General features: G+C 65.6%; 6 protein-coding genes and 2 pseudogenes. 6 read left to right on the top strand and 2 right to left on the bottom strand.

What is annotated here, in order from left to right:
• The first annotated feature begins 15 nt into the window (after window positions 1-15).
• A complete protein-coding gene (locus ACGFIZ_RS22320) occupies window positions 16-7,260 on the top strand; it encodes a hypothetical protein (RefSeq protein ID WP_393422062.1) in 7,245 nt (2,414 codons plus the stop codon).
• Between the two features lie 63 nt (window positions 7,261-7,323).
• Complete coding sequence (locus ACGFIZ_RS22315) at window positions 7,324-7,572, top strand: hypothetical protein (RefSeq protein ID WP_393422060.1); 249 nt, start codon at window positions 7,324-7,326, stop codon at window positions 7,570-7,572.
• Window positions 7,573-8,618: 1,046 nt separating this feature from the next.
• Here ACGFIZ_RS22315 and ACGFIZ_RS22310 read toward each other — a convergent pair.
• Window positions 8,619-8,911, bottom strand: a pseudogene (locus tag ACGFIZ_RS22310) (transposase); the annotation flags it as partial.
• Between the two features lie 758 nt (window positions 8,912-9,669).
• Window positions 9,670-10,203, bottom strand: a complete 534-nt coding sequence (locus ACGFIZ_RS22305) for a DDE-type integrase/transposase/recombinase (protein WP_393422058.1) — start codon at window positions 10,201-10,203, stop codon at window positions 9,670-9,672.
• 139 nt (window positions 10,204-10,342) lie between these two features.
• Here ACGFIZ_RS22305 and ACGFIZ_RS22300 point away from each other — a divergent pair, with 139 nt between their 5' ends.
• The 4 genes and pseudogenes from ACGFIZ_RS22300 (at window position 10,343) to ACGFIZ_RS22285 (ending at window position 13,516) form a co-directional block, all read left to right on the top strand.
• Window positions 10,343-10,705, top strand: a complete 363-nt coding sequence (locus ACGFIZ_RS22300) for an antibiotic biosynthesis monooxygenase family protein (protein ID WP_347671939.1) — start codon at window positions 10,343-10,345, stop codon at window positions 10,703-10,705.
• Window positions 10,706-10,895: 190 nt separating this feature from the next.
• Window positions 10,896-11,108 (top strand): annotated as a pseudogene (locus ACGFIZ_RS22295) (reverse transcriptase N-terminal domain-containing protein); the annotation flags it as partial.
• Window positions 11,109-11,959: 851 nt separating this feature from the next.
• Window positions 11,960-12,637 carry a cyclodeaminase/cyclohydrolase family protein gene (locus tag ACGFIZ_RS22290; RefSeq protein WP_393422056.1) on the top strand — a complete coding sequence of 226 codons (678 nt, stop codon included), beginning with the start codon at window positions 11,960-11,962 and terminating at the stop codon, window positions 12,635-12,637.
• A 600-nt stretch (window positions 12,638-13,237) separates the two neighbouring features.
• Window positions 13,238-13,516, top strand: a complete 279-nt coding sequence (locus tag ACGFIZ_RS22285) for a hypothetical protein (protein ID WP_393422054.1) — start codon at window positions 13,238-13,240, stop codon at window positions 13,514-13,516.
• Window positions 13,517-13,539: the final 23 nt, after the last annotated feature.

Genomic DNA, 13,539 nt, shown 5'->3' with positions numbered 1-13,539 from the left:
AACGCGCGTAGCACGGTGCCGGCCGGCGCTGCCTCCCGCGCCGATGACACGCCGATCCACCACAACGCCAACGCCAACGCCAACGACCGTGACAGTGACAGCGCCAGTGACACGTCTGTCTCCAGCGATGGCATATTCAGCAACCTCGACACCAGCGACACAATTTCGATCAGTGACGTGTCCTTGCCGGACGAGCCGGTCAGTGGCGCGTCGGGTAAGGGCGGCTTCAGCGACACGGATTCGCTAAGAAATGTGTCGTCGCCGGACGAGTCGTTCAGCGGCGACCCCGGCACACACCGCGAGCCGGTCGTCACGGCAACCGGGCAGGCCGTCGGGGCGATTGAGTCCGCGCAGCAGGTCACGGCTGCTGACCAGACGCTGGCGCGCCCGGTCAGCAGCGGTGACCGGTTGTGGTGTGTGCCGGCCACTCTCGACGCGTTCAAAGATGTGTACGGGAGGTGGGGCAACCGGGGAGTGTTCGACGACCGGTTCATCGGACCGGATCGCCGATTCGCGGCCAAGATTGGCTGGCCGCAACTGTTGGAGATTCTCGACGTGGTGCCCGAGCGTGTCGCCCCCCACCCCGACGGGGTCGCAGGAGAGGACGTGCTGGCCGCGTTGCGGGCGGTGCCGGGGTCGATGGTCGTGGTCAGGGCCGCACCACCGAACGAACCGCAGCACGTGTTCGCCCTCCACAACGAGCCACAAAAATCCGGGCCGCCGAAAATCAAGGTGCGGGACACCCTGGCGCGCGACCCCTTCGACCCACCCAAACCGAACGATCCGATACGTGACCCGTGGCTGCGACACCTGTTCATGTCCAGCACCCGGGTGGCGGCGTTCGACGGGGACGGGCAGCCCGCCACCATCACCGACCTCCTACCCGACCACACCACCGGCCACCCGCAACCGATCACCACGACCGGCACCGACCCCAGCGCGCTCCTGCTCGCCTCCACCAGCACGCCACGCAGCCCGTCCCAGGCGATGCAGGCAGACACCACCTCCCCCGACCCGGCCGACTCTCCCAGACAGCCATCCGAACCAGCGGAAAATGACGAACCGGCTGGTACTGGCCTGGCGTCTATTGGTCAGGCGTTCCGGAACGTAGTGGACCCTGATCCGGATCGAGTTGATCTGGATACGCCGATGCTCGACAAGGATTGGGAGCCGCCGGGGGGCACCGAACAGGTCGAGTCGGATCTGCTGGCGGAGGCCAATCGGGTACGGGCGGACGAGGACGCGCGGCGGCAGGAAGACGAGCAGCAGCGTGCCGACCCGCACTCGGCCGACGATGAACACGAGCGGGTCGAAACGGAGCGGCGGGACGCCGAAAACGCGGAGCGGCGGGCGGAGACGTGGCGTCAGGCCGAGCCGAGGGACGGGGTCGACGCGGCGGCCGGTGCGGCGGATCGGACGCGGTTGGAGCAGACCGTGATACGGCACCAGGAGCGGCTCGACGGTGCCGCGAACGCGGCGCTCGATGCGGGTACGGCCTGGGAGCGTGCGGTCGGGGAGAGGGATCAAGCCGACGCCACTCGGGCCGCAGTCAAGGGGGATGCCGGGGAACCCGATCCGGCAAGGCCGCGGTCCTTCGCCGACGGAGCCATCGGTGAGTTGAGTGTCTCGGCGGTGCAGCAACTGAGGCCGCAGGAGGTGACGGACACTGTCACGCAGTTGATGCATCTGGTGGGGGTCACCGAGGGCGTCACGGCACGAGATGACCTTGGTGTGATCGCGACCTCTGCGGAGGAGGTGCCGGGTATGAGCGGCGCCAGCCTCGCGGCGGACGCAAGCGCCCTCGGACGGACCCATGTTGCGACCGACCCGAGTGGCAAGGAGGAGACCGGCGACAAGACAACCGGCGCCTTCCCGTTTGGCGGGGAGTCCGAACGCGAGTCCGCGCTGGAGGTGGACGGCAAGGTCCTGAACCACACGGTGCTGAACCACAAAGAAGACCCGCAGGAGCAGACCGGCCAGCAGACTCAGGCAGTGGCCTCCGGTGGTGCGCTCACGGAGCACCACCGGGAGGCCGACGATCTGGTGCGACAGGAGGTGGAGTCACAACTGACCGCTGCGCGGCAGATCGAACCGCAGCCTGTCGTTTCGCAGATCAACGAATCTGCGCAGGCACTAGGACCCGACCCTGCGCACGGCGGTATGACGGAGGCGGTACGGCAATACGGGTCACAGCTGGATGGGATGCAGGGACTCGAGCACGTCATGCCTGTGCCGGAGAGCGTTGTCGAGTGGCTGCGCGAGCAGGTGAAGGCGGCGGCGGGCGCTCGGGGAACGCAAGCCGCCTTCGGCACGCAGCTCGATCGGCGGCTTACCGCAAGGTACCTGTTTGCGGAGTGGCCACGGGTGCGTAGCGAATCGGGACTACCGCTGTCGATACCCGCCGATGGCGGGCAGACCCCTTGGCTGCGGGTGGTGCTGGGCGACGCGGCGGCCGCGGACCCCGGAATCGAGCAACTGCGCGACGGCCCGCCGGTCGCATTCCAGCGCTGGGCGTTCGGCGGATGGGAGGTGGCTGAAACCGCGACCGCCTCCGATCTTCGATCCATGAATCTCCCGTTCTCGTATTCGCACAAATGGCCGGTCGAGAACCTCGGTAAGTTGCGGCGGGCGGTGCTGACGGTGCAGCCCACCATCACATACAACCAGATGTCGACCTCGGTCAGGGTCACTGGCGGGGTGCAGGCGCTGACGATCCTGCGCAGTCGCGAGCGTTCCTGGCCGTACATGTATCAGATGCGTTGGCAAATGCGCGTGGGTGACGACGTGAGCCGCCCGTGGATCGACCTCCCCCCGCCAGCCGAGCGGCTGCCGGTGTGGTTCCCGAAACATGTCGTGGAGATCCCGCCCGAGAACACGGAGCAGCCCCGGCCGGCGCGGCTGGACACATTACGCAACGACATTCCCTTGTTCGGGGTCCAGTCGGTGCCGAATGCCGACCGGATCCTCAGCGATGTCATGGCGTCGTTCCGGCCGCAGCTCACGTCGCTGTCGAAAGAGTCGAGAGACGACCTGCAGGAGTTCTTCGGCGAATACAGCCTACGCGGCGATATTCCGTTGATGTGGGTGGGAATCCAGCCATCGCCGTTGCTATTCGCAGAAGACGGTTCGGTAATCGGCTACCTGCGGGTGCGTGCGGACTTGTACGAGCGGGGTGTTGCCGGTCCGGCGACGCAGAATGCCGTGCTGGAGTCGCACGTGCTGCGAATCCTGCGCGTCGAGGGTTCCGCCAAGGTCACCAACGCGGTCGGCGTTGATGGTTCCGTGAGCTTTGGCATGTCACGTGCGCCCGCCGATCCTGTCACGGGGGTCGAGCCGACCGGCGGAACTGTCCGGGGGCAACTCGGTGCGCGGCATCAGGTGTCGCACACACTGGGATCAGGCGGTGGCGCACGCACCTCGCACTCGTTGCGGACGAGTAAGCCGCTGATCCCGCTGGCCGCCGACGTCATTTTCGATATGGAACTCGTCCGGGCGGATGGTGCTGTGGTCCGCCCCGAACCGTCGACCCCCTTGGGGTGGTCTGGGGCGCCGTACCTGGTGATTCTGCGCGTGCCGCCGGCGGACACCGTCACGAAGCCGACCACGCCGCGTTACCTGCCGCTTGAGATCGCGCAGCTGCGTTCGCTCGGCGTCTCCACCACGCCGCTGCGGGTCACGGGTGCCGAGCCGCTGTTCGCATCGGCCGAGACTTGGCTGAGGGAGCGGGGCTTCCTGCCGCCGGACGGCGATCCGTCGCTGGCGGACAGACTGACTGACGAGGCGACCCGGATCCAGCGGTTGGAAAACGTTCGCAAGCTTGATTTGGCACGCTCCGGTATGGGTCTGCGCGGCGCCGCGGACGAGCTGATCGAGGGCGGTTATCCGATCGTGTTCGAACTGCCGGTCCGTGGTGAAATCCAGCGGGTCGAAGTACGCCTGTCCGCCGATCGCCGCTTCGCCGACGAGCCCGAGGGAGGAGTCAGCCACAATCTGTTCCTGCCCGACATTCAGACGTTGAATTGGACCGGTTCGACTCTACCCGCCAGCGAAAAGCGCGCCCGGTCTCCGTTCGGCTGGAGCGCAGGCATTGCTGGTTCGTACTCCAACCCACTTGATCTGGGCGATCAGAGCAGGCCGTTGCAGAGTATTTCCAGCGGAGTCAACCGGTCCTCTCGCCCTGCCACGATCACGGAAACCAGCATCGGCTTCGGGCAGGAACTGTACGCGCTCAGCCCAAGCGCCGACGGGTCGCACACCTTCATGGTGCCGGTGGCGCTACGGATGGAGATATCGTGGAGCTACGGCCCCGTGCCCGAGCCGAGCATCGTCGACGGGATGTTCGCGTTGGCGGTGCCCACCTACCGCACTCTTACCCAGTCGGTGGAGATCAGTCCGTACCAGATGCCCGCACCTCGTGAGGTCACCCATCAGGATCGAGCCAGCCTGAACCAACCGGACGGTGATGCGGTCTACCAGAACGGAGTGCTTCGGCTGCCGGAGTCGGCGCTTGTGGACCGGGTGGAGGGCAGCCGATCGATCCGCGCGGTGGTCAGCGACCTCATCGGGGCCGTACGTCGCGCCGCCGCGGCCGCGGAACGGTCCGCCGCTTCGAGCAATGTCATGCCCGGCACCTTCCCGGTAGACGATGCGGCTGTGCCGCCGCAGGTCGCGGGTGACATAGAGATGCAGATGCAGACTGCGGAGTCGCCGCCGGACTCTGCGGAGACCAACTCGCGCGTGCCCCATGGGGAGGCAGGGGAGGATCGGACGCCGGCCATGCCTGGCGCGTTCCCTCCTGACGAGGCAACCGGGCCGGTCCAGGCGCGGGGGAACGAGCCGGTCGCCGACGATCAGACGGTCGCGCCTTCGGGCGGTGCAGGTCGTACGGCGTCGTGGTTCGGCGGGTTGGTGGTGGGTGGCTGGACGTGGGCGAAGCGGCGGGTGATCGGGGAGTCGTTGAGTCGACCTGAGAGCATGGGCCAGGAGGTGGCGCACGCCGCAATGTCGCCCCACCATTTGGCGGCCAACGCCCTGCAGGTCTTCGACAACCAGTACGTGTCCGAGAACATCGGCGAGCACGGCATGGTGTGGGGCACCGATGTGTCGGTAACGGTTGAGGGCTACCTCACCGATGTGGAGCCCCTGCCACCGCCAGGAACCATGGACATGGAAATCTGGCTGCAGTCCTTTGACGGGTCGTCGCAGACGGCAGAGAGCAGCGTCTTGTACGAAGTGCCGACGGCAGTAACCGGCACCTACGGCAGCGACACGCAATTCGTACCCTCAGGGACGTACACCTACGGCACCCGCGAGGACGCCCACACGACGTTCAGCGACAACACGATGGCGTTCAGGGTGACGACCGAGAACGATGTCTCGATGTTTCGCTTCAAGGCCAGGGCGATCTACATCGTCACCGTCACGAAAGGCAGCCGCAACGTGGTGGCCGGGACCCTTTCCGGCAGCCCGTTCTTCGAGAAGCAGCTCGCGGTGGAACTGCCCGAGGCCGTGGAGTTCCTCCTCACCGAGAACGACCTGTTCAACTATCCGGAGTTGCGGCAAATCCCGGGGGTCCCGCAAGCCGACCCCGAGAGGCCTGCCGAACCCGCCGACCGGATGCTTCCCCACTGGTTCGTTCGCAGCGGCGGGGAGCTTGGCTTCGGCGTGGCCACCGCGGTGATAGCCCGGGGTTCGCGTCCGCAGTTCCGCGAAGGCATCCGTGCCTTGGTCGAGGCGCAGGTGCCGGGGGTGACCCGTCCCGGCCATTCGGCCTACGTGCCTGGCATCTTGTCGCGGATCGCCGACCACAGCTCCCCGCTCGCTCTGCGCTCACTCATCAACGCTGGTCCCAAAGGCCGCGCGACCTTCCACTTCGTGCACCGGTGGTCGTGGCTCGGGCCGCGACTGGTGGAGGTGGAGATCAGCGCCCAGCCCGCACAGACTGCCGCCCAGCTCGCGGGGCTGCGCGGCCGGAAAACCTCGACCACCGCGGGCCTGGACGTTATCCTGGCCCACTCGTCCGGTGAAGGCGGATCCCTGCAGATCGCAGGCGCGAGCAGACAGAGCGTCACCCGCGCCACCGGCAACAAGGTAGCCTTCTCGCCGCTGGCCAAACGGGAAGAACACCAGTCGCAATCGCCTCTCGCGATTGCGACACAGCACAGCCGTACGAACGCCGCATCGTCGCTACGGGAGTACCGGACCTGGCAGCGGACCCTCGCCACCACCCAGTTCGACCGCGTCCCCTACACGCTCGGCGTGACCGCACGATCGATGCCGTTGAGCGACGCACTCATCGTCGCCGTGGGTAGGGCCGCGATCAACGGGCTCCTCGCCGTGGGTCGGCTTGTCCGGCTGGCCTGGCAGGACCTGCCGAGGGTGAGCGCGACCAGCGAGTCGTACCTGGCCTTCCCAGCCCTGGTCACGTTGCGTTTCAGCGAGGCAGAGACGCCTCGGGATCCAATCGTCGAACAGGAGCGCGTCGAGCCGGCGATGTTTACGTCCGACCCGACACTTGTCGTACCTCCGCCCACCGACACGGTCGCCGTCGACATGGAGGTCCCGGCGGAAATTCGTGCGCTGGTGGCCGGTGCGCCCTGGCGGCCGAGCCGAGCGTTTTCTGTGTATGACTTCGATGCCGTGGCGCAACTCGCCGAAGCGATCCGGACCGTCGACCCCTCCCTTGCCGGCGACGATCAGTTGCACAATTCCGTTTCCGCGGAGGGGATCTTCCTCCGTCTGGCCCAGCTTGCCCGCTCAGGCAAGGTCACCATGCTGGAACCGGCTGCAGTGGGTCGGCTGCTGGGCCGCGCCGGCACACCGGGTACGTCGCTCCAGTTCGCGCTGTACACGCCAGGATCCACGAGCACCAGTCGGAACGTGGCCATCGACAGCGTCTACGCCAACACCGACACCTTCGCCACGATCGTCAACTCGTCAGTAATCCCGACGTTCGGCTTCAGCCACACCGCCCCGTTCACTCATGACGGCAACAACTACGGCGGACCGATGGTGCCGATCGCCGGGGTTGAGGCGGCTCAGGATCAGAGCGCGGGCGGCTTTGGGCAGCGGCGCGAGATCATCCGGTTCGGTACCCCCATCGAATCGGCTGACGGTAACGGCACATCGGGATACCAGCTCACCGCGGTCGCCGTGATCCGGGTCGGCGGTCCCAAGGGAACCCGTTGGGTCGTCGGCAACATCGAGATACGCACCACGGAGGCCCCTGCGGGTGCCGAAAACCTCGCCCTAGCTAGATGATTGAGTCCGAAGTCTGGGCTGTACGGCAGCGCGGGCTTGAATGCAGCATGGCGAAGAGTATCGATGTCAGTTGTGAAGACAGACCCCGATACCCTTCTGACCGCACTCTACGTGTTCCTCGACGATCACGTCATCGGGCGTCGCCGGATCGGTCGTCCGCCCCTGCTGTCCGACGCCGAGTTGTTGTGCCTGGCCATCGCGCAGGTCCTGCTGGGTTTTCCCCGGGAACGGCACTGGATCCGCTACGCCCGCAAGCACCTGCGTCACCTGTTCCCCTACATCCCTGCGTTCCGCAGCTCCGCATCGATGTAGTCCGCGAATCTGGGCTTTGAACTGGGCAAACACCTATTGGCCCGGTGACATGGCGTGTCGCTGGGCCGTGGTGTTCGCGCTGGTCAGGCGGTTGCGGGTGTGGGCGCGGATCAGAAGGTTAGGGGTTCGAGTCCCTTCGGGCGCGCTTCTTTGATCAGGGAAGATAGCCGACCGGTTATCTTCCCTGCCGTCGTGTGAGTCACGTGCGAGTCACGCCTGTGGCACACGTTCTTGGACTCGGCACCCCCGAGTTGCGGACATGCGTGGCGGCGCCGTGGGTTCGTCAGGTAGGTGCGCTCGAAGGGCTCGGACTCCTAACTTTTCGGTCTGTCGGGCTCAATCTGGTTGAGGAAGACCGTGACGTTTGGTGAAGTGAAGTCCGGTGCTCGTGTTCCGGCTGCTCATGTCTGCCCGGCCGCACCGCCGCCCCTGCTTGCTGTTGCATCCGGCTCCCTGGGTGAATGCTGATGCGCACCTCGGATGGGCTGGGTCGGGTGTACCGGCGGTGCGGCTGCCGCGCCGAGGAGACCGGTAAGCAACTCGGCGCTCGGTGCGCGCGGCTGGCGGACCTCAGTCATGGGCGCTGGTACTTCGCGTTGCAGGTCGGCGGCGTCGACGGAGGTCGTGATCGAGTTCGTCGGGGCGGATTCGCCACCTTGGCGGAGGCTGAGCGGGCCTGCTGGGAACTGGCCCAGTTGCCGGGGCCGGAGGCGGTGGCGCGGACGTGGACGGTGCGGCGTTGGCTGGGCTTCTGGTTGTCCGAGCTTGAGGGCCGGGTGAGGCCCAACACGGTGCTCAACTACCGCAGCATCGTGGAGCGGTATTTCGTGAGCCACGAAGCCCCCACCGAACGTGAGTCAGGTGGGGGCTTCGTCGTTCCGGTTACAGAGTTCTTCCACGTCGCGCCAACGGGCGCGGCCGCATCGACATCGGGGAAACCATCCTGCGGCCGGAAGAGGGGAAAGGCCGACCAGCAACACGATCATTCAGGACAGACCAGCCAACACACCGGATCCACAACGGCATGTCACGAATTCAGCAACAGGGTCCCCGGGGTGCAGGTCAGCCAGCCGGCGCATGGCCAGTCCGGGCAGGTAGGCCAACTCGTGGCCGCAGGCGCGGGCGACGGTGACCGGCAGCGCGCCGATGGAGGCGGGCTGGTCAACGACGACCAGGATCTGCCCGTGGCGGCCCAGCCGCTCGAACAGGGTGCGCAGGCGTTGCTCGGTGTTGGCAGCGGGGCGTCGTGCAGCCGTCTGCCGTCGGGCGCGAGCCCGACCGCGTGGTGGTCGCTCTTGCCGACGTCCAAGCCGAGGTAGACGCCGTAGGGGCCGTGCACCGGATGCCTCCGTTCCGTCGATGCGGCCTCGGTCGCAGGTCACAGCGTCGGACTGCCGGCAGCCACGTTACGAGGAGACCTACCCGAAGGGTGGCCGGGCCCCTATCAGCGGTCCGCCGACGCCACCCAACCCGGCGGCAACACCCCCCGGATCATCGATGGCAGGGGCAATAAGCCATACCGGGCCGGGCGACCGAGGAGTCCCCGGCTGGGGGCGATCAAAAAGGTAACGGGCTATCCCGATCCCGGGTGGGGTCCGGAAGCGGAATGATCGCGTAGGTTGACGTCCTGCAGAGGGCACGTCACAGACCTGCAAGAATGTAGTGTGATGAACCGGATGCTGGTCGAGGCTGTGTTCGGTCTCGTTCAATCAGTCGCTGGCAGCGACAGAGCCAACGTGGCACTGCCGCTGCCAGCACCGCGCGAAACCGCGAGCGTCGCGTACGGGCAGGATGGCGGTGTATGTGTCACCCATAGCGACGCAGAACGTCGATGACGGTGATCCCGGGAAAAACCACCTTTATACCGAGGTTCTGCGTCTTCTTGTTGCACCGCATGGATCTGGATGCGACCGTCCGGGGCGGCTACTCCAAGTCCTTGCGCCGTTACTCGGATAGGCTCAGTAGTGGCAGGGTCTTGACAATTGCTCCCGAACCGGAGTACCAAATGGGGGGTCGCCATCGTACCCACCCCCCCTCCAGAGCTGCTGACCAGCAAACGCGCACCCGCCTATCTGCAGCTGCCGTAGCAGTGCGATATCAGCCCTGCATCACCAGGAGGTCTTTCCCATGTCCAACGCAGACGTGTTCCGATCGTTGTGCGGTGTGCTGAACGGCGAGGACGCGAAGGTCCTCCACGAGATCATGGCACCGGACATGGAGGTTCACATTGCGCCTTTCCCTGGCTTCCCTGCGGTGCTGCGGGCACCTGGAGAATTCGCGGAACTCCTGGCCATGGAGCACAGGGCTCTTCCCGGCTTGCCTGTCACGCCCCTTAATCTCATTTCCGAGAGTGACCGGCTCGCCGCGTATCTGAAAGTGCCAGGAAGGCACGGCACAATGCTTCTTCAGCAGTTTTCGGAAGAACCACCTCGCGGCCTTCGTGTTGCACCGGGCGGTCACCAGGATGTCCAGGACGTCCCCGTCCTGGACCACCGTCCGCCAGGTACTGCCGCTTTCCGTTGATCTCAAAAAAAAGACCTCGTCCAGATGCCGCTTGTCTCCGCCGGACCTTGCGTCGGCGCAGGCCACGAGCGCAAACCAAGTTGACAACGCCCTTGCAGCCTGATTCACGCAACCCAAGCCACAGGTCTTGGCAACAACTCCTCCAGCGGGTGGAAATGGTTGCCGGTGAAGATCCGGTGAGTGATCACCGAAAGTAATCCTCGCGTAGATTTTATCCGATATTCCTTACTCTTACACGGAGTGTGTCATGAGTGTCGTCAGGATGAATGTTTTGAAGGTTCCGCCGGACAAGCGTGCGGAAGTCGAGCGACTTTATGCGGAACGGCCACGCCTGGTCGAAACCGTCGAGGGCTTCGAGTGGTTCGAGTTGCTCCGGCCGACCGACGGTACCGAAAATTACCTCGTGTACACCCGGTGGCGAACCGAGGCGGACTTCGAGAGGTGGTTCACCGACTACCTGAAGCGGTCCCATCCGACGGTCTTCCCCGAAGGTGAGCAGTCGACGCCACCACCGTGGCGGCCGCAGTCACTGACGACGTGGTCCTTCGACGTCGCACAGCAGTCGCAGCCGTCATCCGCCGTTGACGGAGCGTCACAGCACCAGAGCTGAAGGACAAGTTAGAAACGACGACGGCGATGGCTTTCGCGGTGGCGATGGCGGGCCCTCCGGAGTGAGCGGACCGGAGGGCGAGGTCCCCGACTGGAACGCCATCGACTGGCGGCCTGTGAGGACAACGTACGGCGGCTGCGGCAGCGGATCTTCACGGCCACGCGGGCGGCGAACCTGAAAACAGGTTCGGAATTTGCAGAAGTCGATGCTGCGGTCCCGCAGCAACGCCCTGGTGGCGGTGTGGCGGGTCACGCAGCTCAACGCTGGCCGTAAGGCGGCGTCTACCTGCGTAAGTTCGCCTGGACACCATCGTCCGGCACCAAATGGTCGCAGGAACGGCCGTGCTCCCGGCGTGGAGCAGCAGCCCTCGGCAGATCGGGCATCGGCCCTGCTGGGCTCGTAGGAGCCGCAGCGTGACCGTGCCGATCGGGGGAGGGTTGCGGCGTCGCCGCTGGTGCCAGTAGCCAGTCAGGTGCGGGTCGTTCGGAGAACGAACCACAGTCCCCGCACGAGTGGGAACAGTGGCTCAAGGCCACCCGCACGGCGATCCGCAAACACGTGGTCACCGCCTGGGGCGCTGGCACGCCGGACGAACGCGCCGCAACCCGACTCATACACGCCTCCTGCCGCCGCCGGATCACCAACGGCAGCAAAAGGATAGCGCCATCACCTGCCCGCAATCCTTCAGGGTTTACTTGAGCCGGTTGCCTGGGAATCGGGCGCGGCCGGTTCTGAGGGGTCCCCGGCGCAGTCATGCGACGGGGCTACCCGACGAGCGATGGTTTGGCTTCCTGGCCGACCAGATGAGCCGCCGCGACGCCACAAGAACGTCCAGGCTCGAAGCCGACATCCGCCACTGGATCAGGAACTGGAACGAGGACCTCAAGCCGTTCATCTGAACGAAGAGCCCCGAAGAGATCCTTGAATCCCGCACCACTTCTGCCGACGGATCTCCGGCTCAGGACACTAGACGGACACCCATCGGAAACGACGTTACCTGCTGGCGCGCGGCCCGTGTACCCCTATCTCGTCCCGCTCGTGTGCGCCGGAGCAAGGTTCGAACGCGGCATCCTCGTCGAGCGCTCCGAGGCTGAAGCAGCCTGGGACGAGTCACCCGATCCACAACTCCTGACAATTTACTCCGCGACGCGTTTCGCTGGCTCAGCCGCTCCAACACCCGACGCCGTCATTTCCGGCTCGGACAACGCAGCCCGATCGCTTACGAGAACGCCTCTACACAACATCAAAGGAGCAATGGTCGACATGACGGATCGAATGCTGGACAACTGGTTGGCTTCGGTTGCGTCCGCCACACCCGGCCCCGGGGCGGGCGCGGTGGGGGCTATGAGCATCGCGATGGGAGCCGCGCTCGCAGAGAAAGCGGCGGCGGTCACATTGACGAGATTCAAGCCGACAGAACCTACGGTCACAAGCCATGAACAAATTCTCACAAGTGCGCGCGAGGAAGCTCTGCAGCTCCGGAACCGAGCCGTGGAGCTCGCCGACAAGGAGGCCATAGCGTTTGTGGCCGTGACCACCGCATACCGACTGCCGCAGCGAGACAACGCCGAAAAAGCCATCCGCGCGGAACAACTACGGGAGGCAACGCTCAGGTGCGTCGAGTTGCCGCCACACATCGCCGCTGTCGCCGCGGAACTGGTGCGACTGGTCGAGCGGATGGTCGACAGCGTCAATCTGCATGTGCTGGGAATTGTGGCCACCGCGGTGACGGCGGCTCGCGCCGGTCTGGAGTCGGCGGCCGACTCGATGCGCGTCGACGTCATGACGATGTCGTCCCATGACATCGGGCTTCAGCCTGGCGAGGCAGACGCACAGCTCGCAGCCGCCGATGCCGGCATCACCGCGGCTGAGGCCGCGATCGACCTGGTTCGCCAACGCATGGCGGCCGAGTCGGCGCGCAGCCAGGGCTGAGCCTCGATCCACGTGTGTCACGAACGTTGTAGGGAGCTTGATGTAGGAGGAGCTTCTGGATGCGGTGCTGCGTTAAGAGATGAGGGTTGGCCCCTCGGAGTCGGCCTGCGGGGGCAGGCTTCAAACCGCCCACTGCTGCGTTAGCTGAAGACTGTCGTGGTGAGCGTGTGGGAGAAGGCGCGCGTGATGCGTCAGGTGGGGATCAGGAAGACGAGTGTCGTAGCTGTTGAGGTGCCGAAAGAGGCTCGATGGCATCGAAACCGGAGCATGTGGATAGTTCCGGGATGAGCCTGGAGGTTACCCGTTTACCGGCCAGGTGGTGCCCGGCATGGAGGCGACGTGAGCCTGATCTGCGGCTCTTACGCGGAACGTGAGAAGGCGGTCCCCGATACCGCCGCCCTGTAGGTCGGGGTGCGAGAGGGAGCGTCCCGAGCGGCGGAAACCGTGAGGGGCTGAGTACCGATGCGGGAGGCGCCGGCGGACTGACTCGTAGTAGCTGTGAAGCTCCTGCTGGACACGGTGGGGGTGGAGCCAAGGGGTCAGGTCATCCGTGGTTTGTTCGTTCGATCAACCGGGCCCTTCGGGTCTGGGAGGAGTCGCGTGAGCGAGCTGAAGTCAGCAGGCAAGTCGTTCGAGATTTCGAAGCGGGAAGTATGGGAGGCGTGGGAGAAGGTCAGGGCGAACAAGGGCGCCGCCGGGGTGGACGGCTGCTCGGTTGGGGACTTCGAGGCCGACCTGAAGAACAACCTGTATCGGGTCTGGACGCGACGGCGGGTGTTCTCCGGTGTGCCGCCAGTGTTCGACACGGCCGTCGGTCCACACCTGGGGGTTTGCAGTAGCCGACGACTTCGATGTGCCTCGCGGGGTTGGTGTCGATGAGGCCTTCGCGGACGGCGAGGTTG

Source organism: Micromonospora sp. NPDC048830 (assembly GCF_043198215.1).
Taxonomy (GTDB): Bacteria; Actinomycetota; Actinomycetes; order Mycobacteriales; family Micromonosporaceae; genus Micromonospora.
Note: the sequence above shows the minus strand (reverse complement) of the source record. Positions and strands in the feature narration are given on the sequence as shown.

Bases quoted from the DNA above. Each gene is read 5' to 3' on its own strand.
- ACGFIZ_RS22290 (WP_393422056.1), top strand. From the start codon at position 11,960: ATGGTCGACATGACGGATCGAATGCTGGACAACTGGTTGGCTTCGGTT.
- ACGFIZ_RS22300 (WP_347671939.1), top strand. From the start codon at position 10,343: ATGAGTGTCGTCAGGATGAATGTTTTGAAGGTTCCGCCGGACAAGCGT.
- ACGFIZ_RS22315 (WP_393422060.1), top strand. From the start codon at position 7,324: ATGTCAGTTGTGAAGACAGACCCCGATACCCTTCTGACCGCACTCTAC.